14 protein-coding genes, 2 tRNA genes and 1 pseudogene are annotated in these 16,985 nt (G+C 60.2%); 15 read left to right on the forward strand and 2 right to left on the reverse strand.

Annotated features, from left to right (window positions below; genetic code table 11):
* Positions 1-7 precede the first annotated feature (7 nt).
* The 3 genes from AC3YOG_RS12055 (at position 8) to AC3YOG_RS12065 (ending at position 2,635) form a co-directional block, all read left to right on the forward strand.
* Positions 8-886 carry a dihydrodipicolinate synthase family protein gene (locus tag AC3YOG_RS12055; RefSeq protein ID WP_489935243.1) on the forward strand — a complete coding sequence of 293 codons (879 nt, stop codon included), beginning with the start codon at positions 8-10 and terminating at the stop codon, positions 884-886.
* Positions 883-1,632 (forward strand): HpcH/HpaI aldolase family protein, encoded by a 750-nt coding sequence (locus tag AC3YOG_RS12060; protein ID WP_489935244.1) that lies wholly within the window; start codon positions 883-885, stop codon positions 1,630-1,632. The genes AC3YOG_RS12055 and AC3YOG_RS12060 overlap by 4 nt, the downstream gene beginning before the upstream one ends.
* A gap of 94 nt (positions 1,633-1,726) precedes the next feature.
* Positions 1,727-2,635, forward strand: a complete 909-nt coding sequence (locus AC3YOG_RS12065) for a PfkB family carbohydrate kinase (protein WP_489935245.1) — start codon at positions 1,727-1,729, stop codon at positions 2,633-2,635.
* A 123-nt stretch (positions 2,636-2,758) separates the two neighbouring features.
* Here the strand turns inward: AC3YOG_RS12065 and AC3YOG_RS12070 are convergent, their stop codons facing one another.
* Positions 2,759-3,490, reverse strand: coding sequence for an SDR family NAD(P)-dependent oxidoreductase (locus AC3YOG_RS12070; protein WP_489935246.1), 732 nt, complete (start codon positions 3,488-3,490; stop codon positions 2,759-2,761).
* Between the two features lie 118 nt (positions 3,491-3,608).
* Here AC3YOG_RS12070 and AC3YOG_RS12075 point away from each other — a divergent pair, with 118 nt between their 5' ends.
* The 8 genes from AC3YOG_RS12075 to AC3YOG_RS12110 all read left to right on the forward strand — a co-directional run bounded on the left by AC3YOG_RS12075 (position 3,609) and on the right by AC3YOG_RS12110 (position 12,011).
* The gene (locus AC3YOG_RS12075) at positions 3,609-4,010 is read left to right on the forward strand and encodes a winged helix-turn-helix transcriptional regulator (RefSeq protein WP_489935247.1); all 402 of its coding nucleotides are present in this window, start codon (positions 3,609-3,611) and stop codon (positions 4,008-4,010) included.
* A 305-nt stretch (positions 4,011-4,315) separates the two neighbouring features.
* On the forward strand, positions 4,316-4,684 hold the full coding sequence (locus AC3YOG_RS12080; RefSeq protein ID WP_489935248.1) for a hypothetical protein: 369 nt from the start codon (positions 4,316-4,318) through the stop codon (positions 4,682-4,684).
* A 370-nt stretch (positions 4,685-5,054) separates the two neighbouring features.
* A complete protein-coding gene (locus AC3YOG_RS12085; RefSeq protein WP_489935249.1) occupies positions 5,055-6,104 on the forward strand; it encodes a sensor histidine kinase in 1,050 nt (349 codons plus the stop codon).
* Positions 6,105-6,251: 147 nt separating this feature from the next.
* Positions 6,252-6,923: a response regulator transcription factor gene (locus AC3YOG_RS12090; RefSeq protein ID WP_127755167.1), complete on the forward strand. Its 672-nt coding sequence runs from the start codon at positions 6,252-6,254 to the stop codon at positions 6,921-6,923.
* 2 nt (positions 6,924-6,925) lie between these two features.
* Positions 6,926-8,386 (forward strand): sensor histidine kinase, encoded by a 1,461-nt coding sequence (locus AC3YOG_RS12095; RefSeq protein ID WP_489935250.1) that lies wholly within the window; start codon positions 6,926-6,928, stop codon positions 8,384-8,386.
* 577 nt (positions 8,387-8,963) lie between these two features.
* Positions 8,964-9,350, forward strand: coding sequence for a hypothetical protein (locus AC3YOG_RS12100; RefSeq protein ID WP_489935251.1), 387 nt, complete (start codon positions 8,964-8,966; stop codon positions 9,348-9,350).
* Positions 9,334-10,353 carry a YeiH family protein gene (locus AC3YOG_RS12105; RefSeq protein ID WP_489935252.1) on the forward strand — a complete coding sequence of 340 codons (1,020 nt, stop codon included), beginning with the start codon at positions 9,334-9,336 and terminating at the stop codon, positions 10,351-10,353. Before AC3YOG_RS12100 ends, AC3YOG_RS12105 begins: the two co-directional genes overlap by 17 nt.
* A 677-nt stretch (positions 10,354-11,030) precedes the next feature.
* Positions 11,031-12,011, forward strand: coding sequence for an LLM class flavin-dependent oxidoreductase (locus AC3YOG_RS12110; protein ID WP_489935253.1), 981 nt, complete (start codon positions 11,031-11,033; stop codon positions 12,009-12,011).
* 83 nt (positions 12,012-12,094) lie between these two features.
* Here AC3YOG_RS12110 and AC3YOG_RS12115 read toward each other — a convergent pair.
* Positions 12,095-12,169, reverse strand: a tRNA-Gln gene (locus tag AC3YOG_RS12115).
* Positions 12,170-12,340: 171 nt separating this feature from the next.
* Here AC3YOG_RS12115 and AC3YOG_RS12120 point away from each other — a divergent pair.
* The 4 genes and pseudogenes from AC3YOG_RS12120 to AC3YOG_RS12135 all read left to right on the forward strand — a co-directional run.
* Positions 12,341-12,417: transfer RNA gene (locus AC3YOG_RS12120), tRNA-Pro, on the forward strand.
* Between the two features lie 1,047 nt (positions 12,418-13,464).
* Complete coding sequence (locus AC3YOG_RS12125) at positions 13,465-14,103, forward strand: ABC transporter ATP-binding protein (RefSeq protein ID WP_489935254.1); 639 nt, start codon at positions 13,465-13,467, stop codon at positions 14,101-14,103.
* Positions 14,104-14,859: 756 nt separating this feature from the next.
* The gene (locus AC3YOG_RS12130) at positions 14,860-15,744 is read left to right on the forward strand and encodes a class I SAM-dependent methyltransferase (RefSeq protein WP_489935255.1); all 885 of its coding nucleotides are present in this window, start codon (positions 14,860-14,862) and stop codon (positions 15,742-15,744) included.
* Between the two features lie 831 nt (positions 15,745-16,575).
* Positions 16,576-16,971, forward strand: a pseudogene (locus tag AC3YOG_RS12135) (ABC transporter permease); the annotation flags it as partial.
* Positions 16,972-16,985 lie beyond the last annotated feature (14 nt).

The following is a 16,985-nucleotide window of genomic DNA, read 5'->3' on the forward strand; positions in this document are numbered from 1 at the left end:
TATCTCCATGCCCAAAAAGCCCATTATCCTGACGGCGCTCCCTGTCGCTTTTGCCGACGACGGCTCGGTATCGCTCGAAGGCAACACCGCCATCCTGCGTAAATGCGCAGCCTCTGGCGTGGACGGCGCCTTTGTACTTGGCACCACTGGAGAGTTTCCCTCGCTCAGCGAAGACGAGCGCCAGGCGCTCACCCGCCTCAGCCTCGACATTCTGGGCGACAAGCAGGTGGTGGTCCATGTCGGTGCCGCCAGTCTTTACCAGGTCGAGCGGCTGATCCAGCAAGCGCGCGCCGAAGGCGCAAAGTATGTCGCCGCCATCACACCCTATTTCCTGCCCTCGACAGACGAGGCCTTGCGCCAGTTCTATGCGCGCATTTCGGAGGTTTCGGACGGGATTGGCGTATTTGTCTACATCTTCAAGGCCCGCACCGGCATTACCGTGTCACCCCAGCTCATGGCCGAGCTTGCCACGCTTCCCAACATCATCGGTGTCAAGATCAGCGGCGAGTCCCTCGAAACAGTTGGTGCTTATCGGCAGCTCTTACCGGCTGACTTCCTTGTGCTGACCGGTTCGGATCGCGAGATCGGCAATCTCGATCAAGTCGGGGCCGATGGCGTGATCTCGGGCATTGCCTCGGTTTATCCCGAGCCCTTCGTTGCCATGGCGGATGCGGTTGCTCGCGGAGCAACGAGCCGTGCTGAACTGCAAGCCGATGTTGAGGCAACGGTAGATGGCTTGCTCGGCGATATCGAACGGCTCAAGACTGGCTTGCGCCTGCAAGGCATTCCGGCCGGCCGGGCACGCATGGCAGTCGGCGTGCCCGATGCCGAGGCCCTCGCCACCATCGAGGCCCTCCACACCAGGTTCGGGACACCCGCACAATGAGCCTCAAGCAACGCTTCACCAGCGGTGAGATGAGCTATGGCGCCTGGACCGGATTTGCCGACCCACAGGTCGTCCAGATCATGGGGCGCGCCGGCTTCGACTTCATCTGTGTCGATTTGCAACATAGCTTCGTTTCCATGCCCCAGCTCAGCCCTTTGCTCGACGCTTTGCACAAGGCTGGCTCGCTGGCTGTCGTGCGGGTGCCGTGGAACACGCCGGACCTCATCATGCGCTCGCTCGATCTGGGGGCCGAGGCGATCATTGTGCCCTTGGTCAACAATGCCGAGGAGGCTCGTTCAGCCGCGAATGCCTGCCGCTATGCCCCCGCAGGCAACCGCAGCTGGGGACCGATCTGGCGCAATGTGCGCGCGAGCATACCCCAGGCACCCGAAGGCGATGCCGCCGCCACTTGCCTCGTCATGATCGAGACGGCCGAAGGCCTCGCCAATGTAGATGCGATCCTCGCGGTCGACGGGGTTGATGGCATCTATATCGGCCCCAACGACCTCTCGCTCAGCATCGGCCTTGAGCGCAAAGGCTATCTCGAGTCCGACAAACTGCGCGAAACCATCCTGCATGTGATTGCCCGCGGCCGCGCCGCCGGCAAAATTGTCGGCATCGATTGCAGCGGGCCCGAACAGGCTCACTACTGGCGCGACCAAGGGGTGAGCTTTGTCATTTCAGCTAACGACTCCGACCTCATCGCCCAGGCAGCCAGTGCGATGGCCAAGTCAAACCGTGTCTGACCTGCTCCATGCATGATGACCGGCAATTCGGTCACCGACCCTTCGGGGCCGGTGGTCCACCCTGTGTCAAAGGTCGGGTCCTGAGTTGCCCTTGATGTCCCAGGTTCCCCACATTGTTTTCGCCGGTGCGGCGACCATGGATATGATCTTTGCTGTCGACGCCCTGCCAGCCGCGCCCGGCAAGGTGCTGCCCAAGGCGATGATCCAGGCGGCACACGGCATGGCAACGAGCGCCGCGATCGCTGCGACTCGCCTTGGGGCAAGAACTTCGCTCATTACCCGGATCGGCGATGACAGCATGGGCGACCAGTTCGTTGCCCAGGTCACAGCAGAGGGCGTCGATTGCGAACACATCCGGCGCTTTGAGGGCGTTCCCACGCCCCTCAGCGCGGTCATTGTCGACCGCAGCGGCGAGCGATTGATCCTGCCCTACTATGACAAGGGTCTCGGGGTTGATCCGGATTGGATCCCCGAGACTCTCATTCAGTCGGCAGATGCCGTCCAGGTCGACATCCGCTGGCCAGAAGCCGCCACGAAAGTGCTTTCCCTTGCGCGGGGAGCCGGCAAGATCGCCGTGCTGGACGCCGATACCGGGCCGCCCGAGGTGATCCTTGCTCTGGCTGCCTTGGCGAGCCACACGGTTTTCTCGGCTCCAGCGGCAATGCTGGTTTCTGGCACCGACTCCGTTGCAGCGGCCACACGCGAGTTGACCGGCCGCTTTGCCGGCTTTGTCGGGGTTACGGACGGTGCCCAAGGTTGCTTTTGGCTGGAGAACGGCAGCCTGTACAACCTGCTGCCCCCTGCGGTGGATGTTGTTGACACGCTGGCGGCGGGCGACGTTTTTCACGGCGCCTTTACCTTGGCCCTCGCCGAAAGCCGCAGCATTCCAGAGGCTGTTGCCTTCGCCAATGCCGCCGCGGCGCTTAAATGCACAGTCTTCGGCGGCCGCCTCGGCTCGCCCAACCGCGCGTCCGTACTGCGCTGCCTCGCGCAAGGGTTATGATGAGGCAGCGAGCAGGAAATCCTGGCTGGGGCGCCAGTTTCGCAGCTGAGAGGTAAACGCCCGTTAACCCGTTGATATGCTAAAGACGGGAAGTAAACCTAGAACCGCACATCGTGATAAACCTCAAACCTGTGCCATGCCGCCGTCGACTGGCAGCTCGGCTCCCGTGACGAAACTCGCCTCGGCGCTGGCGAGGAAGAGAGCGGCGGCGGCGACCTCGTCCGCACGTCCCATGCGTCCCAGCGGGATCATTCCCGTTAGGATCGCCCGCATCTCGTCCGACGCGGACGCAAACATCGCCGTGTCGGTCGGGCCGGGGCTGACGACGTTCACGCGAATGCCTCGCGGTGCGAGCTCGTTGGCCCAGGTTCGGGCGAACGAGCGGACCGCGGCCTTCGTCGCTCCGTAAGCCCCGTAGCCTTTGGTGCCAATGTCTCCGGCGATGGAGCCCACCAGAACGATTGAGCCCCCAGCGCCCATGTGACCTGCAGCGCCCTTGGCGGCGAAGACAAGTGAGCGGACATTGAGCCCGAAGGTGCGGTCGAAGTGTTCCTCGGTGAGGCCGTCCAGGGTCGCGAACTCCGAAAGGCCCGCGTTGACCACAAGGATGTCGATACGCCCGGCGTCCCCGTGGATCCGGGCGATCGCCGCTTCGAGATCGGCCGGCTGGGAGGCGTCGGCCGACACGGAGCGAATCGAGCCCCTCCCCACCGACGTGGTGGTCCCTTCAGTCTTGGCGGATCGGCTGGTGGCATAGACGTTCGCCCCCTCCTCCGCGAAGCGATGGGCGATCGCGCCACCAATACCTCCCGAGCCACCAATGATGAGGACTGTCTTGTCTTGGAGCTTCGTCATGTCTCATCCATCTGATGTTGATGGACGCAGCAATATAGATCCTATATCTACGGTCAATTACGCACTGTCTTTAGCGTAGATGTCGCGGAGTATACCTTTGTCCAAAGCCCCGACGGAGATGCGCAGCTCCCAACGACAACCCCGTGCGCCTGCTCGGCAGGTGCCCGACGAAGCCCTGATCGACGCGCGCACGACGCGGCCGATCCTGGAGCAGATCGCCAACAAGTGGTCGGTGCTGATCCTGACGGTCCTATGCACGCGCCCCTCGCGCTTCAACGAGATCATGCGACGTCTCGAGGGCATCACCCACAAGGCGCTGGCGGATGCCCTGAAGAGGCTGGAGCGAAACGGGCTCGTCAAGCGCACAGTTCTGCCAACGACGCCTGTCGGCGTCGAATACACGATCACCCCGCTTGGTCGTTCACTGCGGGAGCCGTTCCAGGCGCTTTACGCATGGGCGCTCGAGCGTGGTCCCGAACTCCAGCAGGCTCAGGCCGACTTCGACCAACGGGACGAATAGATCGGTTTCCAAACGGCAAGTTCGGGCGACCGACCCGGGCATCTCATGGGGAGATTCTCTGCGATGTCCTACAACCGCATTGTCAACGGGCGCAGCCCTCCGGGGAAGCTCTCGTGGGCAAGGTGGCTGTCGACGTCACTAATCCGCCAGCCCTGAGCTCACCCTAAAGCTCACGTCGGTGCAGCGTTGGGGCCGAAACGCCGCCGGAAAGAATTCCACTGATAATGCGAAAGTGGAAATCACGCAATCTGGACGCAATGCTCGAGCGAGATGATGGGGATGTTCAAAACAGAAAGGAACATCCTATGCACACCAAGTTCATCACTGCCGCTGCAGCAATCTTCCTGGCCACGGCTTCCGCGAATGCAGCAGAATCCCTTCTCTCCGACCGCGAGGTTCATGGAAGGACTGTCCTTGATCTTACTTCGACGTTGCACAGCCGTGGGATCGATGCCGAGCACGTCGAAGCCTGGGGCGACTCCATTCGTGTCGACGCGATCAAGGACAATGGCGAGCGCTACGTCGTCATGCTCGAGAAGGACACCCTTCGCCCGGTCAGCAACTCGCCCAAGCGCTCAGCCGTAGAACATACGAGCCCGGTCGCCGGTTTCAAATGGTCCCCACTACCGGCCGCGACCGCTGAATCCTTGGTCGGCCAGGAACAAGAGAATTAATGGGTTCCAGCGCTCAAGTGCCCTGCCCTGCTGCAGCCCACCTGAGCGCCTTCCCACCTCTTGGCAATCGCGTCCCGTGGAAAGGCTCAGGAACGATGTCCCCCGCGATCAGGGGTGCCACTGGCAAGCTGACTGTCCGAATAAAGAGCGTTGATGCAGCAGCCGCCCCATCGGGCGCCAGGAGGTGCCGACAAACGGCATCCCCCCGGTTCCAGGACAAGCTTGTCCAGTGCAGCGCGATACTGCGTGATGCCTCCGCCACACTTCTTTCAACTGGGGAGTCGTCTCCGGTGATCTGCTGTTCGACACACGATTACAGTGATCCGCAGCTGTCAGATGCCTCCACATTACGGCCCCATATGGAGCGAACATGAACGATAACTACGACTTCGCCAGTCCGAACACTGGCGGCTGGACCGCCGCTGCGGCGGGATCGGTACTTCAGTCCGTCTTGCAAGATGCTGGAGTGGGAGTCTGGGCCCTCGATGTCGCCACCGAAACTCTCATTGCCTCAGAGCTATGCAAGCTCATGTTCGGGCACCGGCCGGAAAGCCCGTTCAGTTATGACGACATGCTCTATGCGCTTGATGGTCAACATCGCAGAACCTGGCGCGAAGCCCTCGACAAGGCCATCGAGACCGGCGAGGAATTGGTTGCAGAGGTAAAACTGCAAACCCCTTCGCACCAGGTTCGCTGGATCGAGCTCAGGGGAAAGGTCAGTGGCGCCTTGATCAAGACCGCGCCCATCATCACCGGGGTCTTGCTCGATATCACCACCCGTCGCGAAGCCGACGAGCATCGAAAGCTGCTATCAAACGAAGCCAGACACCGGGCTAAAAACTTTTTCGCGCTTGCACAAGCAGTTGTCGCTCAGTCGATAAGGACAGCCGTTTCCCTGCAGGATGCCCAGGCTCGCTCCATGGGTAGACTGCAAGCCTTGGCCAGCGCTCAGGATCTTATTCCCGACCTCGGTTGGGGTTGCGCGGATCTGGCTGACGTCGTCGAGAAAAGCGTCTTGCCGTTTCAGGCGGACAACATCCATACGGCCGGCCCGCACGTTCTACTCGGCCCCAAAGTTGTTTCAACTCTGTCGCTGGCCCTCCATGAGCTTGCGACCAATTCCACCAAATACGGCGCTCTTTCGGCCTCGGGCGGATCGGTCGAGGTGTTCTGGACTATTGAACAGCAGGAGACTCTGATGCTGCGCTTCCGCTGGATCGAAGCCGGTGGCCCGGAGGTGGTCTTTCCGGTCCGAAGTGGATTTGGCTCACGTATACTCGGAGAGCTTGTCCAGCTAGAGTTACGAGCGACAACGAGGATCGACTTCCGTCCAAGCGGCGTAATCTACGAGATCGTGGCGCCAGTCGCGAGCTTGTGCATGGAGCCAAGGTCCGGGCAGTTGCCGAGAACCGGCGGTTAGCGCCACTTTGAAGGCGGGCTTGCGTGATCCAGATGCCGGTCCGATCACTTTGCAGGAACCTTAAAAAGACAGCGCTCTACCCGCAGATTCCGCAACATTGCGGCAATGTCCGCGTCGCAAGCCATACAGGAACACAGGAGGCGGGCCGTGCGGATTTTGCTGGTTGAGGACGAACCCGATATGGCGGCCAATATCGCTCAGGCTCTTGGCCGCCAGGACATGATCATCGATCACGCGCCCACGATCGAGCTCGCAACTGAAGCCATTCTGGCAGGGGTTCACGACGCGGTCCTGCTGGACCGGCGCCTTCCGGACGGAGAAGGTCTCGACCTGCTGCCGGTGATCCGGAAACATCTGAAAGGCGTTCCCGTGATCGTGCTCTCGGCTTTGAAAACGAGCCCTGACCGCGTTGCCGGTCTGGAACTGGGCGCTGACGACTATCTCAGCAAGCCCTTCACCTTCGACGAGATGCTCGCACGGCTAAGGGCGGTGTTGCGGCGCAGCGCTGTTCTGTCGCCCGATGTCATTCGGGTGGGAAACGTCACATTTGACACCCAGTCGCGCCAGGCGGCGGTGAACGACGTTCTCCTGCCCTTGCCCAGGCGGGAGATGTTGATCCTTGAAACACTGATCCGTCGGGCTGGCCGGGCCGTGACCCGGGAAGGGCTGGAGGATGCGGTGTTCAACTTCGACGATGAGATTGCGTCAAATACGCTGGACGCCCACATTTCCCGGCTGCGCAAGCGTCTGACCCAGACGGGGGCTTCTGTTGAGATCCGAACCCTGCGGGGTGTCGGCCACCTTCTGAAAGCGCTTTGACGGTGGCTGCAGGACGCTCTCTGCGCAGGACGCTGACCACCAGGCTGCTGCTCTGGCAACTGGCGGCTCTGCTTACCATAGCTTTGAGCAGCGTGTTCTTTTTCTACTATATCGAGGACTATACCGGAGCCAAGTTCGACCCCGATATCTCCGAGATCCTCGCGGATGGCCTGGTGGCCGAGGGCGGGGCGCTCCGGATCGAGGATACCCAAGACCTTGCGGAAGTGCGCCGGTCATCGCCCGGGCTCTGGTACGTTGTTGTGGACGAGTTCGGGCGGCGGGCCGTCGGGGGCGAGGTTCCGCCACAAATGAACTCGCTACTGGATGGGCTCGCTGACATCGAAAGCCTGGAGGTGCTCGGTTCAACCAGCGACTTCGATGGAGCCATGCTGTTTGAGGAGGATTCCCGGGTTGGGGACGTCAAGGTCATGTTCGGCGGCGGAGCGCGGCCGAGCTGGATCGCGGGCATGCTGTCCTTTGCCGGACGCGAAGTCGGCCCCCTGTTCGTGCTTCTCGTTGCGGTGCTCGGTGGTTTGACGATGCTCGTGGTTCCGCAGGTCGTGCGCGCCAGTTTATCGAGTCTGCGGGCCGTCGAACGCGTGGCTTCCCGGATCGACATCGAACAACGTGGCGTGCGGCTGCCGAGCGATGAGGTGCCCTCGGAGGTCGCGGCGCTCGTTGATGCGATCAATGCCGCTCTGAGCCGCCTGGACGATGGCTATGCCGAAAAGCAGCGTTTCCTCTCCGATGCCGCCCATGAGTTGAGGACGCCGATCGCCATCCTGTTGAACCGACTGGAGCTGTCCCGCAAAGGGGAATTCGACCATCGCGTCCTCATGGACGTACACCGGCTGGCCAATTTGGCCGAACAGCTCCTGGATCTGCAAAGGATCGAGCATCAGGAGACGGCGCCTCAGCCGGTGGAAATGGTGGCGTTGAGCCGCAATGTCATGGCCAACCTGGCGCCGCTGGCGATTGCGGCGGGGTATGATCCGGTCTTTGACACGGAGGTGGAAAGTTTGGTGGTGCTGGGCGATGCCAGCTCCCTTGAGCGTGGCCTGATCAACCTCGTCCAGAATGCGATTATCCATGCGGGCGGCGAGGGTGAAATCCTGCTGACGGTCCATGCGGACCGGTCGATCGCCATCAGCGACAGTGGACCCGGTATTCCCGCAGATCGCCGGGATTGGATTTTTGAGCCATTCCATCGCATCAAGCCCATGAACGAAGGGTCCGGTCTTGGCCTGAGCCTGGTCAAGGAGATTATCAGGCGGCACAACGGCAGCATCTCTGTGGGCAGGAGCGATAACGGCGGCGCCAAGTTCCTCGTGCGGTTCAGCAAGGGCAACGAAGCGCCCTCGGCTAGTGGGGCGAGGAAGGTGGGTGGTCCGCGTGAGGGGACCGACCGCTTGGACACCAGTGAGCCCCCGCTCCGATCAACTCGGCGAGAACCGCCGAACTGATCAACCCGTCGCGCCAGCGCCAAGGGCGATCACCACGCAATTGGGCCCGTTCATGGTTTGCGCACAAGCCGATCCTGCGTGACTATCCCGATCTCGAGGTCGAGCTCTTCTCCGTTCAACCCATGCGATCGAGATCCTGAAGGCTGCCCGCGCGGTTTGCGGTCGGGGAACAGCTTTGAACGGGTGGATCGCAGACCGATAACTTCTGGGCAAAGCTCCAAAGGCGAAAACCTTTAGCGACAAGCGCTACCGGGATATCGACAAACTTAGTGTCGACGGCTCCTACCCGGAAGCCGGCAGCCACTTTGGACTTTGTCGATCGGTTCTGAACAGCCCTAGAGAACAGCAGCGGTGTACTTGGCCCCCCAGGTTTCCTCCGCTGCAAGCCGCTTTAGGTATAATTTGCGTGCTTGTGGCTTCGTCCGTCTTAATTCCCAAGACCTAGGCTCGCGCCCGACTTCGGACGGGCAGCGCCTCCAGCAGACCGCAAGCTCGCAACGTGCTGTGGAACCCGCGCCCTGCATTCGCCCTCGGCCGCGCGTGCCGCCGCGCTACACCTCTTTGGGGGATCATGATCATGACGGACACCACCGCGCCGGCCAAAGATGCCCCCCCGTCAGGCTGGCGCGAGCTATGGCGCAAGGAAGACTGGTGGGCCATCTGGATCGGCCTGACGGTGGTCGCAATAGGGTGCCTCTTGTTCTGGAGCGGGGGCAGCTTGCGCTGGCTGGCGGTGGTGCCGCCGCAGTGGAGCAACTTCTCCCAGGTCATTGACGACCTGGCGGCAAACTGGCCGCGCTATGGCGCGCTGTATCTGTTTTGGCTGGCGGCCTTCTCGCTCGCGCTCGCAGCGCTTGGCCAAAAGTATTCGCGCCTTCGCACCCGCATTCACCCTGCTCTTCCTGGCAGCCTATGCCATCTCTGTGATCGGCAAGTGGGAGGAAGCGGTGCACTTCAATCTTGAGCCGCCCCTGGTCGCGCTTCTGCTTGGGCTCATTATTGCCAACACGGTAGGGCTACCGCGCTGGCTCGATGCCGGCTTCAAGGGCGAGTTCTACGTCAAGACCGGGATCGTGCTGCTCGGTGCCACCGTGCCGCTGTCGCTGATCGCCAAGGCCGGGCCCATTGCTATCCTGCAGGCTTCCCTTGTGTCGCTGATGACCTTCGGCGTGATCTATCTGGTGGCCGTGCGGCTTGGCCTGGACCGGCGCTTTGCCGCGACACTCGGCGTGGGGGGCGCTGTCTGCGGCGTGTCGGGCGCCATTGCAGTAGCGGGCGCCGTGGGCGGCAAGAAGGAGGATACCGCCGTTACGATCACCATTGTCGTGCTTTGGGCGATCGTGATGATCTTTGTTCTCCCGCTCGTTGCCCGTGCGCTGGGGTTGCCAACCGGGATCGCCGGCGCCTGGATCGGCACCTCCGAATTTGCCGATGCCGCGGGCATCGCCGCGGCCCAGGCCTATGGGGGCTATGCCGGGCGTGTGGATGGTATTGCTGGCACCCCCGAACAGGCGGTGCAGGCGTTTACCTTGATGAAGGTCGTCGGTCGCGATCCCTGGATCGGCATCTGGGCCGTGGGGCTCGCCATCGTCGCGACCATGCGCTGGGATGCCCGTCCGGGAGGGAGCGCTCCCGATGTCGGCGAAATCTGGCGGCGCTTCCCCAAATTCGTGATCGGCTTCTTTCTGGCCTCGGCGGTGATCACCACGGTGACCACCCAATACAGCCTTGAGGACTATAACCGCATCGTCATTCCCAACCTGATCGGGCCAATCCGGAATCTGTTCACCTGGACCTTCATCTTCTGCTTCTTCAGCATCGGCCTGACCACCCGCTTTCGCGACCTGGCCGCCGCAGGTCCCAAACCGTTTGGCGCCTTCACCGCCGGGGTGGCCGTCAATGTGGTCCTCGGTTTTATCCTCTCGGTTTATGTCTTTGGTTTTTACTGGGAAGCGCTGGGCCAATGAGCCTTCTTGCCCTCATCCGCAATGGGTTGGACGGCAGCAAGGCCCCGCACGAGACCTGTTTCTCCTGCGCACACTTCTGCAGTGATCCGGGGCGGCTTGAACGTGAATTGCCCGGGCTGACAGCGCTGTCCTCGGCGGCCGCATCGGTCCGGGCACAGGATGGGCTGTGCTTGAAGCACGACCTCCTCATCAACGGCAGGCGCCGATGTGCGTCATTTGCGACACCTGGAGCCTGATGCCGCCCCGATCTGCCCTGTTGTTCCCTTGGCTGGTATTGTCGACAAACCCGACCCGTTCTACGCAGCTGGAGCGGAGGCCGACTGAGTTTCCGGGGGCGGGCTCAACATTTAAAACCAGTATCGGTAGCCCATTGACTGAGATGGCTTCTGCAAAGCGCACCATTCCGCTCGTTGAACCCGTCCATTTGCCATCCCAAAATCCTCCGTGCTGGTTCGGCGCCCCGGAACGGCTGCCACGGGGTCGTTAAGCGCCCGTTCCGCTCCAACTGCTTCCTCAGGATCTCGGATAGGCATAGGCCTGCTATGTTGGACTTCGCCGGCCACAAGCGCCTCCGCGATTGAACTGGTGCAGCAGCCCACCTATCTGGGGTGGATACGACGGTCTCCTTCGGCTTGGAGGGGATCGGACACTGTTTACTTTAGCCGAGGCATTTCAGGGTGATCCCACTTTCAATTCTCGAACTGGGTCGTGTGCGCGAAGGCGCTGACCGGCGCACGGCACTTGATGAGGCGCGGGCGCTTGGCCAGCACGCCGAAAAGCTGGGATATCGCCGGATCTGGGTTGCCGAACACCACAACATGGCCGGTGTCACCACAGCGGCCACGTCACTGGTGATCGCCCATATCGCAGCCGGAACCAGCACGATCCGCGTCGGTGCCGGCGGCATCATGCTGCCAAATCACGCTCCCTATGTCATCGCTGAACAGTTCGGAACCCTGGAGACGCTGTTTCCGGGGCGCATTGACCTTGGCCTGGGACGCGCTCCAGGCACGGACCAGTTGACATTGCGCGCCTTGCGGCGCGATCCCGCCAATGCCGAGAATTTCCCGCAGGACGTCCTGGAGTTGCAGGCGTTTCTCGCGCCAGCCGGGCCAAGCCAGCGGATTGAAGCCGTTCCTGGCTCAGGCAGCAACGTGCCGCTCTGGATTCTCGGATCGAGCCTTTTCGGTGCGCAATTGGCGGCTGAACTGGGTCTGCCCTATGGTTTCGCTTCGCATTTCGCGCCCCAGGCGCTGGATCAGGCCTTGGCGATCTATCGCGATCGTTTCAAGCCATCCGAACAGGCCGCCGCCCCCTATGCGCTGGTCGGCGTCAATGTGATTGCCGCAGAAACGGATGAGGAAGCGCGTTTCCTTGCCACGTCGCAACAGATGTCGTTCGCAGATATCTTCCGCGGACAGCGTCAGCTCATGCAGCCGCCGATCGATGATATCGACACCTATTGGACACCGATGGAAAAGGCCCAGGCCGGGCAGATGCTGGATTTCAGCGTCATCGGCAGCAGGGAAACCGTCCGTCGCGGCCTGCAGCAGATCATCGAGCGCACGCAAGCCGATGAGCTGATGATCGTGTCCGATATGTACGATCCGCAAAAGCGCTTGCGCAGCCTGGAGCTCACCATGGATGCCGCAACTTAAGGCATACCCGCGAAATCACAGGTTTCTGCTGACCGGCAAAATGGAACGGAGGCCAATGCCGTAAACGGGAGGTGAGAAAATCCTGGCTGGGGCGCTAGGATTCGAACCTAGGAATGCCGGTACCAAAAACCGGTGCCTTACCACTTGGCGACGCCCCAACTGCGGCGGTTCCTACACGCTTTGCCGGCACTGTGCAACACGCTCCGGCGCCACTCAATTTGCTTGATCGAGAGTGCTTGAATGCCTTGCCCGCCGCGGCTATAAAGCCGCCAACGCGAGGGATAACGGCCCAGCCAGGGGCTCGCACCAGCAAACCCCGAACGTTCTGACGGAGTATAGCGCAGCCTGGTAGCGCACCTGCTTCGGGAGCAGGGGGTCGAGTGTTCGAATCACTCTACTCCGACCAACCAACCCCGGCGTTTTCGGACGCCGGGGTTTTTTACACCGACAGCGTCACCGACAAGTACGAGCTAACATTTCCTTCACCGACGCTGGTTTAGCGCCTGTCGGTCAGCATGTCTGTGGCCTTTTGCATAAAGGCAGTCTGGGGGGCGATGAGTTGACGGCGCCCCCGACTTGTCAAACCAGCAGTAACAGCAATGCCGATGCGAGCTCTTGCCCAGCTAAGTGATCGCGTTCAATGAGTCGGCCCTCGAGGTCTCGCAGACGGGTAAGGGATCGACTGACACTATATTGCCCTGGCAAGCCATTCCAGAAGCCGTTCACGAGAGCTTCAACAGCGAACTTGGAGACAAACTGCTAAACCACACCCTGCTCTCAGCGCTTCCTCATGTGTGAGAATTTGGCATTCCGGCGCGCCGACTAAAATGGTCACCGGTCCTATTTGCGGCCGGCTTGGATGACGCCCGCCGAATGTGCCGATATCTTGATCCGCGTTCTGCCGCTCGGCTCAGTGACCAACTGTGGCTCCCCCCGGTCGTTCAATCCGGTTAGATCCGCCAACCCCCCCCCCAACTCTCCATCACCCCGGCTGGAAACGGGCGCGCGGTCACTATTTGGCGGATATGGATTATAGGCGTAGCCGCCTATCTGATGCTACATGTCTAAATGTTAACGTGTTATTTCTGACCTTTGCACTTCAGGCGCGGAGAGAAGAGTCCGGAATAGAGCCCTTCTTCAGCCAACCTGGGCTAAAGCCTGAACTTGATGTCGCTGGACCGCGCACCCCAACCGCAAAGCAGAATGCGGGAAAATCAACGATTTCCCTTCAGTCTTCTTTTGGGGCCGAAGGAAAGTAAACGGTGATTCGATCAATAACATTTCTGTATTTTCTGAATGCTCCCCCACGATTAGCACCGACTCTTGGATGCTGCGTTGGCTTTGCAAGAAGATGAGGTGGATGTGAGACATCCTGGATTGCAAATTTCCGAATGGGGTTGCGTTAATTGCGGTTGCGTTAGTTGCGTCGGCACCGCCAGATCGGAGACAATTTGTGAAGCAAATACTTCGGCCTGACACACAACGTCCCCCGCACGGCCGGAAGGTCATACTCCGGAATTTTTCGGGCGTGTTCGAGGATCAGCAGAATGTCGGCATTCTCGGTCACAATGGCGCCGGTAAGTCCACTTTGTTTAGAATGCTTTCTCGCGCCGAGCCGCCGGATCGTGGGCGCATCACGCGAAAGGGCAAGGTGTCTTGGCCACTCGGCTTCTCCGGAGGCTTTCACCAGACGCTGACTGGCCGCGAGAACCTCCGGTTCATCTGCGAGATCTACGGCGCCAGGTACAAAGACGTTGTAGAGTTTGTAGAGGACTTTGCGGCCATAGGCCGCTTCATGGACATGCCGGTGCGCTCCTATTCTTCGGGCATGAAAGCACGTCTGGCGTTTGGCGCCAGTATGGCGCTCAACTTTGACTACTACCTGATCGACGAGGTTGTGGCTGTGGGCGATGCCTCATTCAAGAAAAAGTCCAAGGCGGTGCTCGCCGAGCGCCTGAAGTCATCCTCAGTGCTCCTCGTATCCAACAGCGCGCAGCTGCTTTTGGGGCGACGTCGCGAGCGTGTACCGTCAGCACATCAACGATCAAAACTCTTGAAGGCTGACCAACATTCCGACGCGGATCATGCTTGAGGGCGATGTACTCCGCGAGGACTTTTTCAGCCCCTGCAAGGTCATGCTGAGCGCATCCCGTGCTGCGCTTGAGGCTGCCGTCCCGGATGACCCATCGAGCCGCTTCGACACTGCCGTTTTTATTGACCCTTTCGAGTTGCAGCCAAAGTCGTGGTCCTTTTCCGAGTGGTCCACCTGACATCTTGTGCGCATCTCCTTTAGTGCGGCTGGGGTGACAAACCAACGACGGCCAATCTTTTCCAGAACAAGGTTTCCCCGCCAGTTTTCAGCCATCAATGTTGAAGGGGTAATCGCCCCGCGCACAAAAGCTGCCCCGTCGGAGCTGAGGTCCACAAGTTTAGTGATGTTAAAATAGGCCAACAGAAACCCGGCTGACTGGCCGGGCTGAATTGAGCTAGGCTGCAGCGCCTCTGGTTCGAACCGCCTGAGGTGGGCGCCTGCTGCGGCCCCCTAGACGGCAGGCACCCTTGTCCAGAGCCCGACCAATCACCTGCTCAAGTCATTGTTGGATGGCGAGCGTTCCTGTGCTTGCCTTATTAGACCCAGCGCCCTCGTCCCACCGCAGCCCCTCGGTCTCTTGCGTTCAGCACGCGCAAGACCTGCTGTGACAACTATGGAGGGCGTCAAAGACGAGGCGCCGGTAGGGCCTTGAGCTTGCGCCATACCCTGCCCGCGATCACGCGCGCCAAAGATGGCCGTTGGCTTGACGAACAACAATGAAGCGGCAACCATCTCGCAATCCAGGGAGGATAACACATGGCTGATGAGCACACGGAGGGGGCGGCGCCTGCCGCTTTTTTTATGTCACTAAACGATGCCTTAGCTAATGCTTCAGAAGCAGGTAGGGCGGAAGTCACTAAACATCTCGTCTACCTAGCTGACAAAGCTAAGCTGGAGGTGCCCGATCTACTTCGCGGTCATCCTGTGAACGTGTCCGAGCGGAAGATACTCTCTGACGCGGTGAAAAACATCTCTAGCGTGCTCGCATCGCCGGGGTTCTATCGAGAACCCGAATTGGGTCACGCTCAGCCAGCAATCAGACTGCTTGAGATTGCAGAGCGGGTCCTTGAAGGCTGGTGCTCCCGCGAAAAATCGCTGGCCATCATTGATCTGATCACCCGGCATAAGCCCCAAATCTGTGTCGAGATCGGAGTGTATGGTGGTCGGTCCTTGGTCCCCGCTGCAGCCGCTCTCAAAGAGAACGGTACAGGGGCAATTTATGGGATCGAGACATGGCGCCCCGAAGTGGCGGTCGAACACACGACCAACGAGATGAATGATGAGTGGTGGCGAAAGATCGACTTCCACTCACTCAAGACCACGTTCCTGCGCTTCATAGCAGATCATGGCTTGGCATCGCACGTTCGGATCATAGAAGCGCCGTCTGCAGACGCGGCACTCCTCTTCACCTCTATCGACTATCTGCACATCGACGGTGGGCATTCTATCTATAACGCCGCCGAGGATGTTGTGCTCTTCAGCAAGAAGGTCATACCAGGCGGCACCATCATAATGGACGATGCTAACTGGCCCAGCACGGCGCCTGCCATAGTAATTCTTGACTCGTTCTGCGACCGCCTCCAGACGTTTGAGGATGACAAGGGGGTGGTTTCCTGCATCGTTTATCGGAAGCGGAATTGAAAGACGCAGGGCTTCAACGGCGGGACTTGCTTGGAGACGGTCGGCTTGAGTGCGACACAAGCGTTTTGGCGTGGCAAGGACGGACACCCGGCACATTGTTCTCCGGTTTGACTATGCCACCTCCTCAAAGCACCTCCAAGCCGTCATCTCAGGCCAGGCTAAACCAGAGCGCGCTCAGGTTGGTCTTCAACTGATCGCTCAGTGGGCGGTCGCTCTGACCAACACGATCTCGCAGCCCAGCCAATTTAAAGACACAAGCAAGACTGAGCATTAGGTGATCAAAGTGGCTAAAGTTTGCAAGCTGATCGTGGAGGAGACCAGCGCTACAAGGTTCGTTCCTCCCCTTCCCGAGAAGCATTCGGACCGGGATCAACCGGAGGATAAGACCTGCGCAAACTTCTACAGTGCATCCAACTCGGCCTGGCTCATGCCTGATGCGACGCGAGTCTCTTCAATGAATGGATGACCGTGCTTAAATAACGTGGCGAACTGGAGATTGGACGATTCCCCTCTCTAATTGACCCGGTTCGGTACGTCGGGCTCGGCTCGGCGGATCGTTCATAGACGCAACCCAAGCCAGCAGATCCGACTTGTAGCCGGACGCGCGCACCACGAACCAAAATTGATCGGCCTTGAGGTTGGGGACTCCGGCTCAGCACAAGCTTCTGGTTTAGTGGCAGCAGGCGGCTGGAAAGTTCTCTTGAAATAGGAGCAGCCGATCTGCGATTCATTATGAGATAGCCATTTAGCCGTGCCGGTCAGTCTTGGGGAAGAGGCTCCTCGATCACTAGCCAACTGATGACCTTGCCCTTTGCAGCCTTACAGTAATTCACCGCCATCGTGATCTGTTTCTTCCCCATTGTCTTGAACATCGCGACGGGCCTCGCGACAACTGAGCCGGAACAGGAAGACGTGCTCAAGGCCCTTGGCGCCAGCAAGCTCGATATTCTCTGGAATGTCGGGCTCCCGCGCACCATGCCTTTCTTTTTCGCGTCGCTGAAGGTGGCCGTCACCTACGCGTTCGTTGGCACCGTGCTGTCCGAAACCGTCGCCTCAAACCGCGGCATCGGCAATGTCATGATGACAGCCTCATCCAATTTCGACGTGCCGCTCGTCTTTTCTGGGCTGTTCATTCTCGCGGCGCTCGGGGTCGCGCTCTACGCCCGGCTGAGCTCAATGTTGATGTGCCGCCAGGGAGCTCGGTCGAAGCTAACTTGGTTCGCTTGACTCAGGTTTTCGCC

The sequence above is a fragment of the Devosia sp. Z6_126 genome, from assembly GCF_058133495.1.

What these genes read in the sequence shown, in the direction of transcription:
- AC3YOG_RS12055 (WP_489935243.1), top strand. Translation starts at nt 8, where the DNA reads ATGCCCAAAAAGCCCATTATCCTGACGGCGCTCCCTGTCGCTTTTGCC.
- AC3YOG_RS12060 (WP_489935244.1), top strand. Translation starts at nt 883, where the DNA reads ATGAGCCTCAAGCAACGCTTCACCAGCGGTGAGATGAGCTATGGCGCC.
- AC3YOG_RS12065 (WP_489935245.1), top strand. Translation starts at nt 1,727, where the DNA reads ATGTCCCAGGTTCCCCACATTGTTTTCGCCGGTGCGGCGACCATGGAT.
- AC3YOG_RS12070 (WP_489935246.1), bottom strand. Translation starts at nt 3,490, where the DNA reads ATGACGAAGCTCCAAGACAAGACAGTCCTCATCATTGGTGGCTCGGGA.
- AC3YOG_RS12075 (WP_489935247.1), top strand. Translation starts at nt 3,609, where the DNA reads ATGCGCAGCTCCCAACGACAACCCCGTGCGCCTGCTCGGCAGGTGCCC.
- AC3YOG_RS12080 (WP_489935248.1), top strand. Translation starts at nt 4,316, where the DNA reads ATGCACACCAAGTTCATCACTGCCGCTGCAGCAATCTTCCTGGCCACG.
- AC3YOG_RS12085 (WP_489935249.1), top strand. Translation starts at nt 5,055, where the DNA reads ATGAACGATAACTACGACTTCGCCAGTCCGAACACTGGCGGCTGGACC.
- AC3YOG_RS12100 (WP_489935251.1), top strand. Translation starts at nt 8,964, where the DNA reads ATGACGGACACCACCGCGCCGGCCAAAGATGCCCCCCCGTCAGGCTGG.
- AC3YOG_RS12130 (WP_489935255.1), top strand. Translation starts at nt 14,860, where the DNA reads ATGGCTGATGAGCACACGGAGGGGGCGGCGCCTGCCGCTTTTTTTATG.